At 69.6% G+C, this 17,141-nt stretch carries 19 protein-coding genes; 8 read left to right on the top strand and 11 right to left on the bottom strand.

All coding sequences use genetic code 11. The features are described 5' to 3' along the window. Position 1: 1 nt before the first annotated feature. Positions 2-709, top strand: coding sequence for a lysoplasmalogenase family protein (locus tag ON19_RS29035; protein WP_043699537.1), 708 nt, complete (start codon positions 2-4; stop codon positions 707-709). Here the strand turns inward: ON19_RS29035 and ON19_RS29030 are convergent. The 4 genes from ON19_RS29030 to ON19_RS29015 all read right to left on the bottom strand — a co-directional run bounded on the left by ON19_RS29030 (position 693) and on the right by ON19_RS29015 (position 3,872). Beyond that, entirely contained in the window at positions 693-1,139 is a 447-nt protein-coding gene (locus ON19_RS29030; protein ID WP_043699535.1) for a hypothetical protein, read from the bottom strand. The two genes, ON19_RS29035 and ON19_RS29030, sit on opposite strands and share 17 nt — an antisense overlap. A 64-nt stretch (positions 1,140-1,203) precedes the next feature. Next, on the bottom strand, positions 1,204-1,779 hold the full coding sequence (locus tag ON19_RS29025) for a Uma2 family endonuclease (RefSeq protein ID WP_043699532.1): 576 nt from the start codon (positions 1,777-1,779) through the stop codon (positions 1,204-1,206). A 75-nt stretch (positions 1,780-1,854) separates the two neighbouring features. After that, entirely contained in the window at positions 1,855-2,508 is a 654-nt protein-coding gene (locus tag ON19_RS29020; protein WP_063709504.1) for a response regulator transcription factor, read from the bottom strand. Next, positions 2,505-3,872, bottom strand: a complete 1,368-nt coding sequence (locus ON19_RS29015; RefSeq protein WP_043699530.1) for a sensor histidine kinase — start codon at positions 3,870-3,872, stop codon at positions 2,505-2,507. Before ON19_RS29015 ends, ON19_RS29020 begins: the two co-directional genes overlap by 4 nt. Before the next feature lie 93 nt (positions 3,873-3,965). Between ON19_RS29015 and ON19_RS29010 the strand changes: the two genes are divergently transcribed. The 3 genes from ON19_RS29010 to ON19_RS29000 all read left to right on the top strand — a co-directional run bounded on the left by ON19_RS29010 (position 3,966) and on the right by ON19_RS29000 (position 6,388). After that, positions 3,966-4,301: a DUF4190 domain-containing protein gene (locus ON19_RS29010; protein ID WP_043699528.1), complete on the top strand. Its 336-nt coding sequence runs from the start codon at positions 3,966-3,968 to the stop codon at positions 4,299-4,301. 43 nt (positions 4,302-4,344) lie between these two features. Next, a complete protein-coding gene (locus tag ON19_RS29005) occupies positions 4,345-5,031 on the top strand; it encodes a TrmH family RNA methyltransferase (protein WP_051169391.1) in 687 nt (228 codons plus the stop codon). A 271-nt stretch (positions 5,032-5,302) separates the two neighbouring features. Beyond that, entirely contained in the window at positions 5,303-6,388 is a 1,086-nt protein-coding gene (locus ON19_RS29000) for a glycoside hydrolase family 76 protein (protein WP_043699799.1), read from the top strand. A 6-nt stretch (positions 6,389-6,394) separates the two neighbouring features. Here ON19_RS29000 and ON19_RS28995 read toward each other — a convergent pair whose 3' ends face one another. Further along, the gene (locus ON19_RS28995; protein ID WP_043699524.1) at positions 6,395-7,093 is read right to left on the bottom strand and encodes a DedA family protein; all 699 of its coding nucleotides are present in this window, start codon (positions 7,091-7,093) and stop codon (positions 6,395-6,397) included. Positions 7,094-7,096: 3 nt separating this feature from the next. Continuing rightward, positions 7,097-7,753 carry a DedA family protein gene (locus ON19_RS28990; protein ID WP_051169406.1) on the bottom strand — a complete coding sequence of 219 codons (657 nt, stop codon included), beginning with the start codon at positions 7,751-7,753 and terminating at the stop codon, positions 7,097-7,099. Between the two features lie 298 nt (positions 7,754-8,051). Between ON19_RS28990 and fbaA the strand changes: the two genes are divergently transcribed. Beyond that, complete coding sequence (gene fbaA / locus ON19_RS28985) at positions 8,052-9,086, top strand: class II fructose-bisphosphate aldolase (RefSeq protein WP_043699520.1); 1,035 nt, start codon at positions 8,052-8,054, stop codon at positions 9,084-9,086. Between the two features lie 32 nt (positions 9,087-9,118). After that, positions 9,119-10,237 (top strand): BTAD domain-containing putative transcriptional regulator, encoded by a 1,119-nt coding sequence (locus ON19_RS28980; RefSeq protein ID WP_043699796.1) that lies wholly within the window; start codon positions 9,119-9,121, stop codon positions 10,235-10,237. Here the strand turns inward: ON19_RS28980 and ON19_RS28975 are convergent. Both ON19_RS28975 and ON19_RS28970 read right to left on the bottom strand, forming a co-directional pair. Further along, positions 10,234-10,560, bottom strand: a complete 327-nt coding sequence (locus ON19_RS28975) for an excalibur calcium-binding domain-containing protein (protein WP_227954506.1) — start codon at positions 10,558-10,560, stop codon at positions 10,234-10,236. The two genes, ON19_RS28980 and ON19_RS28975, sit on opposite strands and share 4 nt — an antisense overlap. A gap of 43 nt (positions 10,561-10,603) precedes the next feature. Then, a complete protein-coding gene (locus ON19_RS28970) occupies positions 10,604-10,954 on the bottom strand; it encodes an excalibur calcium-binding domain-containing protein (protein WP_043699515.1) in 351 nt (116 codons plus the stop codon). Positions 10,955-11,237: 283 nt separating this feature from the next. On the opposite strand from ON19_RS28970, the gene ON19_RS28965 reads away from it, so the two are divergent. Further along, positions 11,238-12,704 (top strand): glycoside hydrolase family 183 protein, encoded by a 1,467-nt coding sequence (locus tag ON19_RS28965; protein WP_043699513.1) that lies wholly within the window; start codon positions 11,238-11,240, stop codon positions 12,702-12,704. 10 nt (positions 12,705-12,714) lie between these two features. Here ON19_RS28965 and ON19_RS28960 read toward each other — a convergent pair whose 3' ends face one another. The 3 genes from ON19_RS28960 to ON19_RS28950 form a co-directional block, all read right to left on the bottom strand. After that, on the bottom strand, positions 12,715-13,782 hold the full coding sequence (locus ON19_RS28960) for a fused (3R)-hydroxyacyl-ACP dehydratase subunits HadA/HadB (RefSeq protein ID WP_043699794.1): 1,068 nt from the start codon (positions 13,780-13,782) through the stop codon (positions 12,715-12,717). Positions 13,783-13,880: 98 nt separating this feature from the next. Continuing rightward, entirely contained in the window at positions 13,881-14,936 is a 1,056-nt protein-coding gene (locus tag ON19_RS28955; protein ID WP_227954505.1) for an Rv0361 family membrane protein, read from the bottom strand. 857 nt (positions 14,937-15,793) lie between these two features. Next, positions 15,794-16,120, bottom strand: coding sequence for a hypothetical protein (locus tag ON19_RS28950; RefSeq protein ID WP_157229880.1), 327 nt, complete (start codon positions 16,118-16,120; stop codon positions 15,794-15,796). Positions 16,121-16,173: 53 nt separating this feature from the next. On the opposite strand from ON19_RS28950, the gene ON19_RS28945 reads away from it, so the two are divergent. Beyond that, positions 16,174-16,533: a hypothetical protein gene (locus ON19_RS28945; protein ID WP_157229879.1), complete on the top strand. Its 360-nt coding sequence runs from the start codon at positions 16,174-16,176 to the stop codon at positions 16,531-16,533. Positions 16,534-17,141 lie beyond the last annotated feature (608 nt).

The raw sequence follows: 17,141 nt of genomic DNA, 5'->3' as shown, positions 1-17,141 counted from the left end.
GATGCGCCCGTTTCGAGCGGGGTATCTCGCGGCGGCGGCGGTCACCGTCTACGGCGCCGTCACCGGGCGGGAGAAGGCGCAGTGGATGGCGAAGCCGCTGCTGATGCCGCTGCTGGCGGCCGACGTGGCGACCGAGGGCAGGGAGCTGCCGCCTACCGAGCGCACCGTGCTGATCGGTTCGCTCGGCGCGGCCACTGTCGGTGACATCCTGCTCATCGACCCGGACGACGATCGCAGACTGATCGCGGGCGCGTCGTCGTTCGCGGTGATGCAGGCCGGCTACTCCACGCTGTGGTGGCGGATGGGCGGCAGGCCCACGACCGCGGTCGCCCTGCCGCGGGTGGCCGCCTGGCTGGGGGTGGCCGGCTTGCTGCGGTCGAAGGCGCCGTCGGTGGCCACGCCGTTGACGGCCTATGGCGTCACCTTGGGCGCCGCGGCCGTGCTGGCATCCGACCCGGCGCTGGCGCCCGCCACGAAAAACGTTGCGGGCGTAAATGTTCCCGGCACAGATCCGCGCAGTCGGCTCGGTCTGGGCGCACTGCTGTTCACCGTCTCCGACGGGCTCATCGTGCTGCGGCGGCTGTTCGCGCGCGGTCAGCGGGCCCGCCGGGTGACCGAAGGCGTGATCCTGGCGACCTACGCGGTCGCGCAGTATCTGCTCGCCGACCCGAAAGCACACGTGAAACCGGTGGTCACAGCACCAGAATGATGCGATCCCGGTTCGCCGGGTCGACGCGGATGGACAGGATCTCGCCGACCGCGAGCCGGGGCTTGTCGGCCGGCGTGGCATCGAAAACGATGGTGCCCCGGTAGCTTTCCGAACCGGGCACGGTCAGTTCCAGATCCAGCTCGGTGAGTTCGGTCTGATGGTCGGTGCGTTGCAGCGGATGCACGCCCTCGACCGTTGCCCAGCCCTCCAAGCCGTGCCGCCACAATTGGCGATCCGCTTTGGACGGCCGGGCGGCCAGCATCATCCCGATGCCCACACCGGAACCGAACAACCCGACCAGCGCCACGATCTGATAAGGCACGGTTCCCGGCGGCGTCCGGTGCACCACCCATCCCAACCACAACGCGAGCAGGATCAGATACCCGGCGGTCACCCCGAGCACCGTGCGCAGTATCCGCTCGTGTTCCATGCCAGCCTCCACCCCGAGTGCCAGACCTCCAGGATAGGCCCAGCGCACCCGGCGGTGCGGGCGATCAGTGTGCGCGACTGCTGGTCAGCGTGGCAAGGTCGATCGTGATCGGTGTTCCGGCGATGTCGAGTGTCACCGTGCCGGTCTGTTCGGCGACGAGTTCGTAGTCCCGGTCGATGAGGTGATAGGAGGCGAGGCTCGTGGGCTTGTCGAGGTCGATCAGCCAGTAGTACTCGATACCAGCCTCGGCGTAGTCGAAGAATTTCGTCACCCGGTCGGTACGTCGTGAACCGGGCGACAGGATCTCCACGGCGAGCAGCACGTCGGCCGCGTCATAGCGCGGCAGGTTGGCCTGGATGCCCGCTTCGGGCACTACGAGGATGTCCGGAACCCGTATCGTCGGCAGCGGGCCCTCATCGATCAACACTTCTGTATCGGCCAGCACGCCATGGGTGCCGGGCAATTGTGGTTCCAGTTGCGCACCCAGCCGCAAGATAGCGCGCTGATGTTGCGACACCGGTTTCGGTGACACGACCAGAACCCCCTCGACGAGCTCGTAGCTGCGGCTGCTGTCCTCCGGCAGCGCGATCCAGTCCTCCAGGGTCAGCAGATGATCAGGCCAGGTCACGTCGACGGTCATCGCTTCCTCCCCTCCCCGCACGGATACCGCGTTCGGGGCCAGTCTGGCACAGCACGCCGACAAACCACAGCGTCCTCAGCCCTTGAGTCGCAATACCGCCAGGACCCGGCGGTGGTGGGTCTCCGAGGGCGGTAGGTCGAGCTTGATGAAGATATTGCCGATGTGCTTTTCCACCGCGCGCTCGGTGACGGTCAAGGCGGCGGCGATGGCGTTGTTGGACAAACCTTGGGCCATCAGTTCGAGCACCTCGCGTTCGCGCGGAGTGAGGCGGGCCAGTGCATCCTGCTGACGCGAGGCACCCATCAACTGGCTCACCACCTCCGGGTCGAGCGCGGTGCCGCCGGTGGCCACGCGGTGCAGCGCGTCCACGAAGTCCCGTACGTCGGCGACCCGGTCCTTGAGCAGGTAGCCGACGCCGCCGGCACCGCCGGCCAACAGCTCGGTGGCGTAACGGGTCTCCACCCACTGGGAGAACACCAGCACGCCGGTCATCGGGTATTTACGGCGCAGTTCGATGGCGGCGAGCAGCCCCTCGTCGGTGTAGCTCGGTGGCATCCGCACGTCCACCACGGCGACGTCGGGAGCATGTGTGCCGACCACGTCGGCGAGGGTGGTGGCGTCGCCGACCATGGCGACCACCTCGTGGCCGCGTTCGGTGAGCAGCCCGGCGAGCCCGTCGCGCAGGATGGCGCTGTCCTCGGCGATCACGATGCGCAGTCCGTCGCTCATCGCGACCCCGCCAGCGGCAGCAGGATGATCACCACGGTCGGTCCGCCTGCCGGGCTCTGCACGGTCAGCGTCCCGTCCACGGTGCGGGCCCGGGCCGCGAGGCCGGACAACCCGCTACCCGCGCCGATCGCGCCGTCCACGGGCGTGACCACGCCGCCGATCCCGTTGTCGCGCACGGTTACCGCGATGGCCCGCCGGTCGGCCGGCAGCACCGAGACCCATGCGTCGGTGGCCCCCGCGTGCCGCACCACGTTCGTCAGCAGCTCGGCCACCGAGAAGTACGCGATCGCCTCGATCGCCGGGCTCGGCCGCTCGGGCAGGTGGACCCGCAGCCGCACCGGCACCGAGCAGCGCGCCGTCAGCGTCTCCAGGGCCGGTTCGAGTCCCAATTCCAATGCGGGCGGGTGGATTCCGCGCACCAGCTCACGCAGTTCGGTCAGCGCCTCTTTGGAGCTCGCGTGCGCGTCCGCGATCAGGTCGCTCGGGTTCCCACCCGCCGCGAGCCGGTCCTCGGCCCGCCCCAGCGCCATCGCGATGGTGACCAATCTGGCCTGGGTGCCGTCGTGCAGGTCGCGTTCCAGCCTGCGCAGCGTCGCGGCGGAGTCCTCGACCGCGGTACGCCTGCTCTCCTGCAACTCGGTCACCCGGCGGTCGCGAGCCGTCGCGCTCAGCAGGGCGATGGTCAGCAGCCGGTGCAACCAGCAGACGGCGCGCAGCGGCCAGGGCAACGCCAGGCAGCCGAGCACGCCGACCAGCGCGAACCCGAGCACCTTCGGCCAGCTGTCGAGGTAGAAATCGCCGAATTGGATCATCGACTGGTGCTCGACACCGTTCTCGTCGACGTTGGTCGGGTGGATCAGCGCCCACGGGAGCGGGGAGATCGCGGTGAACATGGTCATCGCGACCGCGACGAGTACCAGATACCCGACCGCGACGCCGAGCACGGCTTGGGCGAGCAGGAATACCGCCGCGCGCCAGCTCACCCGATCGGTGAAAGCGCTCTTGAGGAATCCGATCAGGCCGGACGCGGGCGCGAACGGCGGAGGCGGCGCAACGGCGACACCGAGCAGGTCCTTGGCCAGTGCGCGGTAGACGCGGCCCCACACTCGTCCGCCGAGCAGCACCAGCGCCAGTGCGGGCACGCCGACGATGGTGATCGCGAGGTACAACCCACCACCGAAGCCGAAGAACAGGTACATCACCGCCACACAGCCGAGCACGAAAACCGTGAGAACGTAGACGAGTTCCTTCCAGAACCGGGCGCGCACCGGCGCGAGCAAGACCGTGCGCAGCACGTGCTCTCGCGGTTCGGCCGCACCCGGCGGGTCGAGCACGAGGGTCGGTTCGGCGTGTGTCTCGGTCATGGATCCTATGGTTGTCGCCGCGGTGGGCGGAATTCCATGGAGCTGCCCGCCGTAGGTGTGGTGTAGCGGGCTACACCTACTACGATCCTGCTGATGAGCTACCCGCCGCAGCAGCCGCCGTACGGCTACCAAGCCTATGGTGCCTACGGACCCCAGGACCATCCGCAAGCCACCACGATCCTCATCCTGGGCATCCTGAGCCTCGTGCTGTGCCAGTTGATGGGACCTTTCGCCTGGGTGATGGGAAAGCGGGCGCTCAACGAGATCGACACCTCGGGCGGAACCATCGGTGGCAGGGGAAACGTCAACGCGGGGTACATCTGCGGCATCATCGCGACCGCGCTGCTGTGCCTGAGCCTGCTGTTCGTCGCGTTGTTCGTGGTGCTCGGCCTGGTCGGCGCATTCGCGGGAAGCTCATCGAGCTACTGAGCCGCCCGGCTCGGGCGCGGCGGCCGGAATTAGCATCGTCGGGGTGAGTCATCCAGTGCCGGACGCGGCGGAGCAGGACCTACCCGGGCCGACGGAGTGGGGCGAGCACCCGAACGGCGTCGGCCCGTGGGCGAGCGAGCACGCCGAGCCGCCGCCGGAGGATCCCCGCCTGGATCCGGGGCTACTGGCCGGCGGCGATCGCCGCAACGTGGTCGACGCCTACCGGTACTGGAGCCGCGAGGCGATCGTCGCCGACATCGACCGGCGCAGGCACCCGTTCCACGTCGCGATCGAGAATTTCGGGCACGACGCCAACATCGGCACGGTGGTCCGCACCGCCAACGCCTTCGCCGCCGCGGCCGTGCACATCGTCGGCAGGCGGCGCTGGAATCGTCGCGGCGCCATGGTGACCGACCGCTACCAGCACATCCGGCACCACGCCGATATCGGCGAGCTGCTGGCGTTCAGCGAGCGGGCCGGGCTGACGGTGGTCGCCGTGGACAACGTGCCGGGGTCGGTCCCGCTGGAGACGGTCACGTTGCCGCGCGCGTGTCTGCTGCTGTTCGGCCAGGAAGGCCCCGGTGTCACCGACCACGCCAAGCAGGCCGCGGCCATGACGGTATCGATCGCGCAGTTCGGCTCCACCCGCAGTATCAACGCGGGCGTCGCCGCGGGGATCGCCATGCACACCTGGGTCCGGCAACACGCCGATCCGACCGCCGCGTGGTGAATGCCGGACGACTCGTCGACCGCGTGAACAGGAGATCTTCCTGTGCCGGAGTGCACCGGCACGATTTCACATCGCTTTCGTAACAAATCGGGCGCGTAAATCCGTTCTGGACTGGCACCATTGACCCATGACCTCGCGGAGCGACGATATCGAGGTGCCGCGCGCGGAACACGCCGAAAAAGGCTCCGCGGCACCGCGCAGGCCGGTCGGCCGTGCGGCGGCGGGCCGGGATGGCGTCGCGCCCGCGACGCTGTGGTCCGAACGAGCCGACATGGCCGAATCGGCGGTCGTCTCGCGGCACCTTCGGGCGCTGTGGGCGTTGCCGGGCACGGAACTGGGCGTGGTCGGCTGGCCGGCCACCAAGCGCGAGCGGGTCTTCGGTTCGTGGCACTACTGGTGGCAATCGCATCTCATCGATTGCGCGGTCGACGCCGCGAACCGGGCGCCGACTCCGCTGCGCCGCAGGCGAATCGCCGCGCTGGCGCGCTCGCATCGCTTCCGCAATCTCACCGGCTGGACCAACCGGTACTACGACGACATGGCGTGGCTGGCCATCGCCCTGGAACGCGCCGAGCGCACCCAGGGCGCCGACGTGCGCAGTGCGCTGGCGGCGCTGGAGAAGCAACTGCACGACGGCTGGCAGCCACAGGTGGGGGGCGGTCTGCCCTGGCGCATCGGCTCGGATTATTTCAACGCGCCCGCGAACGGTCCCGCCGCGATCGCGTTGCTGCGGCTCGGGCGGATCCAGCGCGCCCAGGAGATGGCGGACTGGTTGGACGCGACATTGCGTGACCCGGAGACCGGTTTGATCCTGGACGGCATCCATCTGCCCTCCGGGACGATCGAGCGTCCCGTGTTCACCTACTGCCAGGGCGTGGTGCTCGCCTTGGAGACCGAACTGGCCGTGCAGACCGGCGAACCCAGGCACACCGAACGCGTGCATCGGTTGCTGGCGGCCGTCGAGCAGCACATGACCACCGGCGGTGTCGTCAACGGCGGCGGTGGCGGCGACGGTGGCCTGTTCAACGGCATCCTGGCCCGTTATCTCGCGCTGGTCGCGGTGATGCTGCCCGGTGAGGACGCCGAACAGGTGGCCGACCGCCGGGCGGCCGCGGCGATCGTCCACGCGTCCGCCGCGGCGGCATGGGCGAACCGGCTGCAGGTCGAGGGCGAGCCGCTGTTCGGGCATGATTGGAGCAAACCCGCGCAACTGCCCGGCGGCAGCGCGGGAGCAGGCCATTTCACCTCCGGCGGCTCGGTGACCCCGTCGAAAGTGCCCGAACGCGATCTGTCCGTGCAGCTGTCCGGCTGGCTGCTCATGGAGGCGGCCTTCCAGGTCAGCGCCGCGGGCCTGTGACCTGGGTCAGCTCTCCGAATCGAGCATCACGCTCGGGCTGGTCTCCAGCGCGAAGTCCTCGGCCGGCTGGGACATCTCCTGCCGGTAGTGCCGTATGCCGAGCACCGTCCCGATGATCAGGCCCACCACCAGCGTGCCGATCACGATCGGCATCAGCCAGGGCACGCGCTGCAGGAAGCTGCCCGCGTAGTAGCCGATGAGCAACAGCACCGGCGCCCAGACGATCGCGCCGATTGTGCTGGCCACGGTGAACTTGCGGTGGTCCATCCGCGCGGCGCCCGCGACCGAGGGGCACAGCGTGCGCACCCAGGGAATCCAGCGGGCGATCAGCACCGCGACGAAACCGTGCCGGTGCAGCAGTTCCGCGACGCGCTGCAGGTTGCGGACGTTGATGTATCTGCCGTTCTTCCGCGCGACCAGGTGTTGTCCCGCCCGGTGGCCGATCACGTAGCCCACCTGGTTGCCCGCGATGGCCGCGACCATCGCGCCCAGCGACAGCGCCCACACGTGCGCCTCGCCGGAGGCGTGCGATGCCATCACGATGCCCGCGGTGATGAGCATGGAGTCGCCGGGCAGGAACAGCCCGAGGATCACAGCGCATTCGAGGAAGACAAAAGTCAGCACCACTGTCCAGACGAGCGCGGGGCCCGCCGACAGCAGGAGATCGAAACTGCCCACGGCTAGGGGCGACGATTCCGTCGTCACCGGCTAGCGGGTGGGCTCGCTGGTCGAAACGGTCAGCTCGGCCTCGGCGGGCTCGGCCGCCGGGCCGCCGCGGCTGCGCAGCTTCTTCACCACCGCGGTGATGCCGGGCAGGATCGACACGAACACGATGAGCAGGAAGATCGCCTCGACGTGGTCCCGGATGAACGCGACGTTGCCCAGGAAGTAGCCGAGCACCGTGACGCCGCCGCCCCACAGCAGCGCGCCGACGATGTCGAACGCGACGTACTTGCGGTAATCCATCTTGGAGACGCCCGCCAGCACCGGCATGAAGGTGCGCACGATCGGCACGAACCGAGCCAGGATGATCGTCTTCGGCCCGTGCTTCTCGAAGAATTCGTGCGTCTCGGTGACGTAATGCTTCTTGAAGAAGCGGGTGTCCTCTTTGTGGAACAGCGCGGGCCCGATCGCCCGTCCGATCCAATAGGCGCACTGGTCGCCCGCGAACGCGACCAGCACGGTGGCGGGCACCAACACCCAGATCGACACCGGCGGATTCGGCTGCGCGGCGAGTAGACCGCCGGTGAACAGCAGCGAGTCGCCGGGCAGGATGGGAAACAGCAGGCCGGTCTCGATGAAGACGATCACCAGGATGGCCGGCAGCACCGCGTTCTTCAGCCACGTCTCCGTGAGCAGGTGCATCGGATCGAGCAACTCGGTAAGCGCGAGGTTGCTCGTCACCGATTCTGTCGCTGCCTGCAGAATCACGTGGCCTCCTGTCCCGATACGGCTGGCCTGCATCGCTTGCCACCGCGTCGGAAGCTGCCAGCGCAAATTACCGGCCCCACAGTACCGGCTCCGCCTGAGAATGCTCGTGCTGTGCGCAAAATTACCGGTGGGTCACCTGCGCACTCCCTCCCTGCATACCAGGCGAAACACTGCTGCCTTAGGGTAAGGGCTGACAAAATAGGTCTTTGCCGCACAACACGGAGGTCTTACTGTGCCCATCGCGACTCCGGAGGTCTACGCCGAGATGCTCGGTCGGGCCAAAGCCAACTCCTTCGCCTTCCCGGCCATCAATTGCACGTCGTCGGAGACGATCAACGCGGCCATCAAGGGCTTCGCGGACGCGGGCAGCGACGGCATCATCCAGTTCTCCACCGGAGGCGCGGAATTCGGTTCCGGCCAGGGTGTGAAGGACATGGTCACCGGTGCGGTGGCGCTGGCCGAGTTCGCGCACGTGGTCGCGGCCAGGTACGACGTGACCATCGCGCTGCACACCGACCACTGCCCGAAGGACAAGCTGGACACCTTCGTCCGGCCGCTGCTGGCGATCTCCCAGGAGCGGGTCAACGCCGGCCGGAACCCGCTGTTCCAGTCGCACATGTGGGACGGCTCCGCGATCCCGATCGACGAGAACCTCGAGATCGCGAAGGAGCTGTTGAAGGCCACGCATGCGGCGAACATCATTCTCGAGGTCGAGATCGGTGTCGTCGGCGGTGAAGAGGACGGCGTCGAAGCCGAGATAAACGAAAAGCTCTACACCTCGCCGGAGGACTTCCAGAAGACCATCGACGCGCTCGGCGCGGGCGAGAACGGCAAGTACCTGCTCGCGGCCACCTTCGGCAACGTGCACGGGGTGTACAAGCCGGGCAACGTCGTGCTCAAGCCCGAGGTGCTCGCCGAGGGCCAGCGCGTCGCCGCTGCCAAACTCGGCCTCTCCGGCGACGCGCAGCCGTTCGACTTCGTCTTCCACGGCGGTTCCGGCTCGCTGAAGTCCGAGATCGAGGACTCGCTGCGCTTCGGCGTGGTGAAGATGAACGTCGACACCGACACCCAGTACGCGTTCACGCGGCCGGTCGCCGGGCACATGTTCGCCAATTACGACGGCGTGCTGAAGATCGACGGCGAAGTGGGCAACAAGAAGTCCTACGACCCGCGCAGCTACCTGAAGAAGGCCGAGGCCTCGATGGCGGCGCGTGTGGTGGAGGCGTGCAACGACCTGCACTCCGCCGGACGCTCGATCAGCGCCTGACCCCTGGTGCACCCGTCAGGGGCTTGGCGCACATGAGTCTGGATGTGCGCGTGCTCGGGCCCGTTCGACTGCTCGTCGGTGGTGAGCCGGTGGCCGTCGGCGGGCCCAAACCGCGAGCACTGCTCGCCGCGCTCACGGTGAATCGGCGGCGTGCGGTGTCCTCCGCCGCGCTCGCCGACCTGGTGTGGAACGAGGAACCACCCGACTCCTACGCCGCGAGCCTGCAGGTTTTCGTCTCGAATATCCGCAAGGCGCTGCGGAATTCCGGGGTCGACCCGGCCACGGTGCTGCGCACCGAGTCCTCGGGCTATCGGTTGGAGATCGAGGAGACCGCCTGCGATCTGGGACGTTTCGAGGCGGCGCGGGAAGCGGGCGCCCGCGCCGCCGAGGCGGGCGATCACGCCGGGGCGGCGCAGTTGTTCGGCTCCGCGCTGCGCGAGTGGAGCGGCCGGGCGCTGGCCGATCTGGCCGGTTTGCAGTTCGCCGACGGCTTCGCCACGGCCATGGACGAGGAGCGGCTGCTGGCCGCCTCGGCCCGGATCGACGCCGAGATCGCCTGCGGGCGTGCGTCCTCGGTGGTCGGCGAGCTGGTGGCGATGACCACCGAGCACCCGCTGCGCGAACCGCTCTGGGGTCAGTTGATCACCGCGCTGTATCTGTCCGGACGCCAGGCGGACGCGCTCGAGGCGTGCCGGAAGGTACGCGGTGTGCTCGCCGACGAGCTGGGCATCGACCCGGGACCGGCGCTGGTCGATCTGGAGCAGCGCGTGCTGCGACAGGAGCCGCTGAGCACGGTCGAACTCCGGCAGGTCGAGCGCTTGGCCGCGGCGATGACCGAGACGGTCACCGAGATGCCGCGCGCGGTGCGCAGCGGCCAGTTGCGCCTGCCGGACGGTCGTGCGGTGACGATCGCGCAGGGCGGTCTGCGGATCGGCCGGATGACCGACAACGACCTGGTACTCGAGGATCCACGGGCGAGCCGCTACCACGCGCACATCATGCCGAGCCGCGCCGGCCTGCTCATCAAGGATCTGCACTCGGCCAACGGCGTCTTCGTCAACGACGATCCGATCGACAGCGGCGTACTGCTGGCCGACGGCGATCAGATCCGCATCGGCGCGACGATCCTGACCTTCCAGGCGCTGCGCTAGTCGCAAGCGATCCCGTCGCCGTCCCGATCCAGATGCGCGTTGAAGCCGGGCTGTCCCCGGTACAGCGGCCCGGCGCCGTCGGCGCGCACCTGGTCGCAATCGGTGTAGATCTTCTGCGACCGCTCACCGGATTCCTCCGGCCGCTGGCTTTCGCCCTTGGGGCCGGACCGATTGTGCGGGATCGGATGGTCTTCGTGCGGTCCGGCGATCGCGGCGGCCGAAGGCGCGACGGCGGACGCCGCCGACGGCACGAGCGCGCTCGCTCCGGCCGCCAGCAGCGCCGCCCCGATCGCGGGTAGGACGCGGAGAACTGACTTGGTCACGCCTTCCATCCTGCTCCCGGATCGGCCGGTGCGCCGGAGTGATTCACTCGCAGGCGACTCCGTCGTCGTCCCGGTCCAGGTGCGGGGCGTAACCGGGTTGCCCGCGCAACAGTGGGGCCTTGCCCGCGTTGCGGACTTCCGTGCAGTTTTTGTAGGAGGGACTCGGTGGCACCTGCGACGGCGGATTGTTCGGCTGCCGCGGATTGTTCGGCTGGGACGGGGGAGCTTGCGGCGGGGCCGCGGGCGGTGGGCAGAGCTGCGCGGATCCGGAGCCGCAGAGCAGTTCGGTGAGCGGGTCGGCCGCGGCAACGGGGGAGCCGAGGGTGAGCGCGGCGGCGGTGAGCAGACCGGCTGAGCCGATGCCGAGCAGGGTGCGCAGGAGCGTGTTCTTCATGTGTTCCGTTCTCGGTCAGCGCCAGGCGGGTCGGAACACGCTCGGCGGCAACAGGTTCGAACTATGACCCGGAGTCGTGCTCCGGACGGCCACTCTCCCCGACTGGAGTCGTCGCGAAATGGACGCTAGCAAATTGCCGCGCCTCGTCCAGCAAAATTAAGCAAATAAATCCTCTTTATTGGGCGTGTCGGTCCGCCCGTGTTCGAAAGGCGAACGGGGTAGGGTCGTTCCGCTGGTTCGTGTCCGCAAGTTCGTGTCCGCAACGGATTTCGAGGGGTTTGCTATGGCGATGCGAATGCTGGCCGCGGTCGGCGCGGTCGTGGTCGGTGCGGGAATGCTCGTCTACGCCGACAGGCCCGCCGCCGCCGCGCCCGAAGCGACCGGCGGCACTGCGGGAGCGGGGCCGTGCGCGACCGATCCGGTCGCGACCCACGAGCCGCTGGTGCCGAAGACGCTGGAGGTGCCGATTCCCTACCCGGTGGTCACCGTGCTCCCGCCGCAGGTACCGGAATCCACGCCGAAGCGAACGCGGATGGAGCTTCCGCTGGACCCGTGCGCCAACCCCTGCCCCGATCTCACCGATCTGCCCGGCGCGCCACCCGGCCTCGCCGCGCAACTGGGGATTCCGGAGATCTTGTTGAACCCCAAGCCTTTCCACTTCGCGATTCCCGGCCCCGGCCCGGACCCCGGCCCGGTGCCGCCGCCTCCCGCGCCGGTGCAGCCGCCGGTCGAAGCCGCGGCGCAGTCGCCCGCCCGGCCCGCGCCGCGCCTCGGTCCCGCCCGCGAGGTGGCGAAGCTGACCGGCGCGAACTCGGTGAACCGCACCGACAAGCGGTGGCAGGTGGACGGCACCGACCTGGGCATCATGTGGGAGAGCGCGCCGGGCGAGATCGCGGCCGCGTTCGGCGACACCGTCGGGCGCGGCTTCCACCCACCGGGCGGCATGGGACTGGATTGGCGCAGCAACGTGCTCGCCTTCAGTACCGACCGTGAACTCGCCGACGGGGTGACCTTCGACCGGATGGTCACCGACGACCGCTGCCACGCGGCCGAGGTGCTCGCCAGCCGCAAGCTGGACAACGTCGAGGTCACCACCATTCCCACCTCGGGTTTCGCGCTCGGCGAGCGCCAGTATCTGAGCTATATGTCCATCCGGACCTGGAACAGCCTGCCCGGCACGTTCTTCACCAACTACGGCGGCATCGCCTACTCCGACGACCACGGCCAGACCTGGACGAAGGACCCGCACGCCCGCTGGGACAACATCTTCGGCCTGGCGAATTTCCAAGTGAGCGCGATGGTCCCGCACGGCGGCTACGTGTACATGTTCGGTACGCCCAACACCCGGCTCGGCGCCGTCGGCCTGGCCAGGGTGCCCGAGGACCAGCTCCTCAACACCACCGCCTACCAGTACTGGCGCGACGGCGCGTGGACCCCGGTCGGTGGATTCGCTTCGGCCACGCCGATCGTGCACGGCCCCGCCGGTGAACTGTCCGTGCGCTACGACGCCGCGCGGAACGTCTGGCAGATGAGTTATCTGGACACGACGAAGGCCGCCATCGTCGTCCGTGAGGCGGACACACCGCAGGGCGTGTGGTCGGAGAGCACGCCGACGGTGTCGGTGCTGAACTATCCGGAGCTGTACGGCGGGTTCATCCACCCCTGGTCATCCGGATCGGACTTCTACTTCACCATGTCGACCTGGAGTGATTACAACGTCTACCTGATGCACTCGGTCTTCACCGAGTGATCCGGTCGCGTTAGCGCAGCCGAACCTCGGCCAGTGCGCGACCGAACAGCTTGCGTCCCTCGGAGGAGCCGCCGAGCAGGATGGTCGCGGTGCGCGTGGCCGAGTCGAGCGACTTGATCTTGCCGGTGAACTCGACCGTGCTCGCCGCGTCGGCGGCGACCGGGACGAAACCGGAGAACCGCACGCTGAACTTCCGGATGGCGGTCGGATCACCCAGCCAGTCGGTGAGATAGCCGCCGGCCAGCCCCATGGTCAGCATGCCGTGCGCTACCACGGTCGGCAGCCCGGCCATCTGCGCGGCGTGGTCGCTGAAGTGGATCGGATTGGCGTCGCCGGACACGCCCGCGTAGTTCGCGAGGTCGCCGCGGGTCAGCCGGAAGGAGCCGACGGGCAGCTGGTCGCCGGGGGCGAGCTCGTCGAACGCGGGCAACGTGTGCACCGGCGCGATCTCGTGGCGGTCCGGCTCGACCAGCGGGCCGACGCCGAGTGGTACCAGCGCGTCGCTCCGGGCGAGATCGGCGCCGGCCCGGGCCGATTCCACCGGACGGCCGTGCATCATGATGTTCTCGACCACGTCGTTCAGGCCCGCGTCGACCTCGACGCCACGGCGCGCGACGATCGTGGTCGACCCGACGATGGCGACCTCGCCGTGCTGGTTGCTCAGCGCGAAGCGCACCACGATGAAGTCGTTGTCGCCGAACTGGCGGATCGACTCGATGACGATCTCGCTGCGCACCCGGTCGCCTGCCAGGATCGGCCGGTAGATCTCGAAGACCTGGTCGGTCTGCAGGAACTGGGACAGGTCGTACTGGGTGAGCACCGAGTCGAGCAGCGCCCTGGTCGCGGTCATCCCGATCACCGAGGCGAAGGTCGGCGGGGCGATGATGCCGGGATGACCGAGCGCGCGTGCGTCGCCCTCGCGCTGATGCGCCGCATGGTGATTCTGAACCGCGCGCGCGAACTCCCGGACTTTTTCCCGGCCGACCTCGTAGTGGTCGCGGACCCGGAATCGCTGTCCGGTCGGCGTCACCGGAACGAGATCGACATCCGGCCGCGCCATCGTCTGCTCCCTGCTCATGATCCGGGCCATGCTACTGCCGAGCCGGACCATTGACCAGGTGAGTGTGACGCGCGCGACCGGCATCGATGCGTGGCGGCTATCACGCCGCGGGGCGTTTACTGCGTGCTGGAGGGCGGGTCGCAAACCTTCCATCCGTCGTCGGTGCGCTGCAGGTCGAAGGTGCGTGCGGACCGCTTCGCCGGGTCGGCTTCGGTGTACACCGTGGCCTGCGCGATAGCGGTGTCGTCGGTGATGCGGATGGCGTCGATGCTGTCCACCACCGGGATGTTCTTGCGCTCGACCGACAGCTTGTGCACGCCGGCGAACTGGTCGCTCGGAATGCCCTGATAGAAGTCGTGCAGCGGGCCGCAGGTGGAGGAGCGCAGTGCCTCCAGGTCGCCGGTCTGCAATGCCTCGGTGTAGCTGGTGATCGCACCGCGCACCTGCGTCTCGGGGGAATCCTCGCCGGTCATCGTGACCAGCGCCACGATCACCGCGACGAGCGCGATCACCGCCGCGCCCGCCGCGCCGAGGAGGATCAGCTTGCGATTGGGCCGAGCGGGGGCGGTGGCGGAGGCCCCAGCGCCTGGTTGCGATGCCGGGGCGATCCGCTGCGGGGGTGCGACGGGGCGGGTCTGCGGCGCGCGCGGACCGGACATCGATTGCGCGGGAACGGTCTGCTGGACGTCCGCGGGGGACGGCGCGGTAGCCACCTGGCGCGGCCTGCCCGGCGCGCGCGGTGGCGACGGGCGGGTCTCCTCGACTCCCGGACCGTGCTGCGGCGGCGCCGACGGGCCGTGCGGTCCGGGCTGCTTGGGCCCGGCAGCGGGACGCGGAGTGCTCGGTGGCTTCGTGATCGGAACCGGTCCCGCCGGTGAGGCGACCACGCGATCGGTTCCCGGTCGGCCGCCGTCGGCGGGGCGCTGGATGGGGAGCGCGACGGTCTTCGCGTCGTCCGGGTCGACCACCCGCATCGCCATCGTGACGTCATCCGAACCGGGCGGGTTCTGCTCGTCACCCGGGGTGGACTTGCCGGCCGTCGCCGACTTGGGATCGCCCGGTCCGGTCGGCGGCTGCGGCCTGCGCATCACGACGGTCGCGGATTCTCCGCCCGGGGCCGGACCGCCCTGCTGGATCTCGGCGGTCTCGGCCTCGGCGGTGCCGCTCGGCACAGCGGAGTCACCCGTCGGGGTCTTACCGCCCGCGGTGGTCTCGGGCGAGGAGCCCGGGGCCGCTTCCGCGGGCTTCGGGACGGATGCGGCGGCACCGGCCGCTTTCGCGCCGGATTCCGGCGCTGTCCGGTTTTGCGCGGGCCTGCTCGGTTGCGCTGCGGAGCCTTTCGCAGCGGACCCCCCTGCCGGGGGCGTGCCCGGCGCGGAACCCTGGGGCGTACCGGGCGGCGTCTGATCCCGTTTGATCACCACGGTGCGCGCTGCGGCCGACCCGTCCGGCGCGGAACCGGCCTTCGGCGTGCCGCCGCCGGTTTCCGGCTGCTTCGGTGCGGATTCCCGATCGGTCCCGGCCGTTTTCGCCTCGGATCCCTGGCCCGCTCCGGAGCGCGCCGGTTCGCCGCCGGCATTCCCAGGAGCGGCGCTCGCCGTGCCGGGACCGGCCGGTCCGGATGGTGCCGGGCCCTTGCTACCGGGCGCGTTCGACGCGGGTGGCCCGGACGCGGGCGGTGTGGTCGGCCTGCCTTCTGACCGCGCAACAGTGGATTGCCCGGCTGGTTGGGACGCCGGGGCCCTGGTGGAGGTAGGGCCGGAAGCAAGGGGATGCGGTTTACCGGTGCCGACCGGTACCCCGCCCGCCGCCGAGCCGGGTGCGCTGTCCGCAGGCGAGCCGGGTGCGCGGTCCGCAGGCACGCTCGACGTCGGAGCCTTTCCGCCGCCGACCGGGCCGGAGGGTGTGCCCTTGGCGCCTGCTGCGTCCGGGCCATCTGTTGCGCGCGGGCCACCTGTTGCGCCTGGACCACCTGTTGCCGGCGGGCCACCGGCTGCGCCTGGGCCCCCGGCTACGCGCGGACCACCGGCTACGCGCGGACCACCTGTTGCCTCCGGGCCACCTGTTGCCCGCGGGCCACCTGTTGCGCCTGGACCACCGGCTGCACCCGTGCTACCTGCTGCGTCCGAGCCACCTGTTGCGCGCGGGCCACCTGTTGCGCGCGGGCCACCTGTTGCGCGCGGGCCACCTGCTGCGCCCGCGCCACCGGCTGCCCCCCGGCCACCTGTTGCCTGCGGGCCATTTGTTGCGGGGCCACCTTTTGCAGGTGGGCCACCTGCTGCGGCTGGGCCAGCTGTTGCCCGGGGGCCACCTGCTGCCTCCGCGCCACCTGCTGCCCCTGGGCTACCTGCTGCACTTGGTGCACTCGAGGGCTGGGCCGCCGGGGAATTGGCGGGGGCGGGTTGGTTCGTGGAGTTCGTCCGGTTGTCCGGGGCCGCAGGCTTCGTACCGCTGGAAGCGCTGGGATGCGGCGCGGGCTGCTGTGCGGCGCCCTTCGCCGGTGCGGGAGCGCCGGAATTCGGCGCGGTGGGGGTTGGTGAGTTCGTCCTGACTGCGGGACCGTTCGCCGGATTCGCGCCCGCCGTGCTCGACGGCGTCGAGTTCGCGTCCGTCGACGAGGCCGGACCGCTGTCGGAGGCCTGTCCGGCACGTGGCGCGCTGGGAGCCGGACCGCGAGTGCCCGCGTCCGGCTTCGGGCTCGCCGCGGAAGCATCTGTGCCCGAGGCGGATCGGCTGGCGTCACCGGACGTCGTTTCGCCCGGCCGCTGAGCCTTGGCGATGCGCTCGGTGGGGGCGGCCGAGGAAGACGGGGCGCCCTTTCCCGCAGCCGTAATACGTTCGGTGGCGGCGTCGGGGCGTGCGTCGGCCCCGGCTGCGTCGGCCGGTCCGGCGCTATCCCGCGCCGTGTTCTTCTCGTCGTTCGGGTCGGACACGCACACCCCTCGCTAAGGCGGAACTGTTGAACTCGACGGCCAGCCTAATGGGCGCGGCGCGGCGAAGTCCGTCATCAGCCCACGCCGAGCCGAGCGAACGCCGAGTCGCCCACTCGACGACCCGCGGCCTGCCCGAAATCCGTGCATCTCGCGGCATGAACCGGCTCGCGCACCAGGGGTGCAGTACCAGACGGTGGGCTGCCTCCAACGGGGCGAACACAGTGTCAGCCTGCCCGGGCGCAACGCATCGCCGCCCACTTCCAGGCCGCGGTCGTGTTCTCCGCCGGACCCTCCTCGTGGCTGGGTCTCAACGCCGACACCACACAACACGCCAGTGCCGGGTGCGAAGTCCTCGTCGGACCCGGGCGGGGGCGAGCGAAGGGTCGGCAGCGGCACAACGAACGCTGTGGGGCGGAGTCTGTCTGCGGCCTTGCGCCAGCGGCG

Origin of the sequence: Nocardia abscessus NBRC 100374 (assembly GCF_000308455.1) — a bacterium.
Lineage (GTDB): Bacteria > Actinomycetota > Actinomycetes > Mycobacteriales > Mycobacteriaceae > Nocardia > Nocardia abscessus.
This window is presented reverse-complemented; position numbering and strand designations above follow the sequence as displayed.

Excerpts from the sequence above, each read along its gene's own strand:
- ON19_RS29010 (WP_043699528.1), top strand. The coding sequence starts at position 3,966 with ATGAGCTACCCGCCGCAGCAGCCGCCGTACGGCTACCAAGCCTATGGT.
- ON19_RS28965 (WP_043699513.1), top strand. The coding sequence starts at position 11,238 with ATGGCGATGCGAATGCTGGCCGCGGTCGGCGCGGTCGTGGTCGGTGCG.
- ON19_RS29015 (WP_043699530.1), bottom strand. The coding sequence starts at position 3,872 with ATGACCGAGACACACGCCGAACCGACCCTCGTGCTCGACCCGCCGGGT.
- ON19_RS28960 (WP_043699794.1), bottom strand. The coding sequence starts at position 13,782 with ATGAGCAGGGAGCAGACGATGGCGCGGCCGGATGTCGATCTCGTTCCG.
- ON19_RS29030 (WP_043699535.1), bottom strand. The coding sequence starts at position 1,139 with ATGGAACACGAGCGGATACTGCGCACGGTGCTCGGGGTGACCGCCGGG.
- ON19_RS28980 (WP_043699796.1), top strand. The coding sequence starts at position 9,119 with ATGAGTCTGGATGTGCGCGTGCTCGGGCCCGTTCGACTGCTCGTCGGT.
- ON19_RS28970 (WP_043699515.1), bottom strand. The coding sequence starts at position 10,954 with ATGAAGAACACGCTCCTGCGCACCCTGCTCGGCATCGGCTCAGCCGGT.
- ON19_RS29035 (WP_043699537.1), top strand. The coding sequence starts at position 2 with ATGCGCCCGTTTCGAGCGGGGTATCTCGCGGCGGCGGCGGTCACCGTC.
- ON19_RS28990 (WP_051169406.1), bottom strand. The coding sequence starts at position 7,753 with ATGCACCTGCTCACGGAGACGTGGCTGAAGAACGCGGTGCTGCCGGCC.
- ON19_RS29020 (WP_063709504.1), bottom strand. The coding sequence starts at position 2,508 with ATGAGCGACGGACTGCGCATCGTGATCGCCGAGGACAGCGCCATCCTG.
- ON19_RS29025 (WP_043699532.1), bottom strand. The coding sequence starts at position 1,779 with ATGACCGTCGACGTGACCTGGCCTGATCATCTGCTGACCCTGGAGGAC.
- ON19_RS29000 (WP_043699799.1), top strand. The coding sequence starts at position 5,303 with ATGGCCGAATCGGCGGTCGTCTCGCGGCACCTTCGGGCGCTGTGGGCG.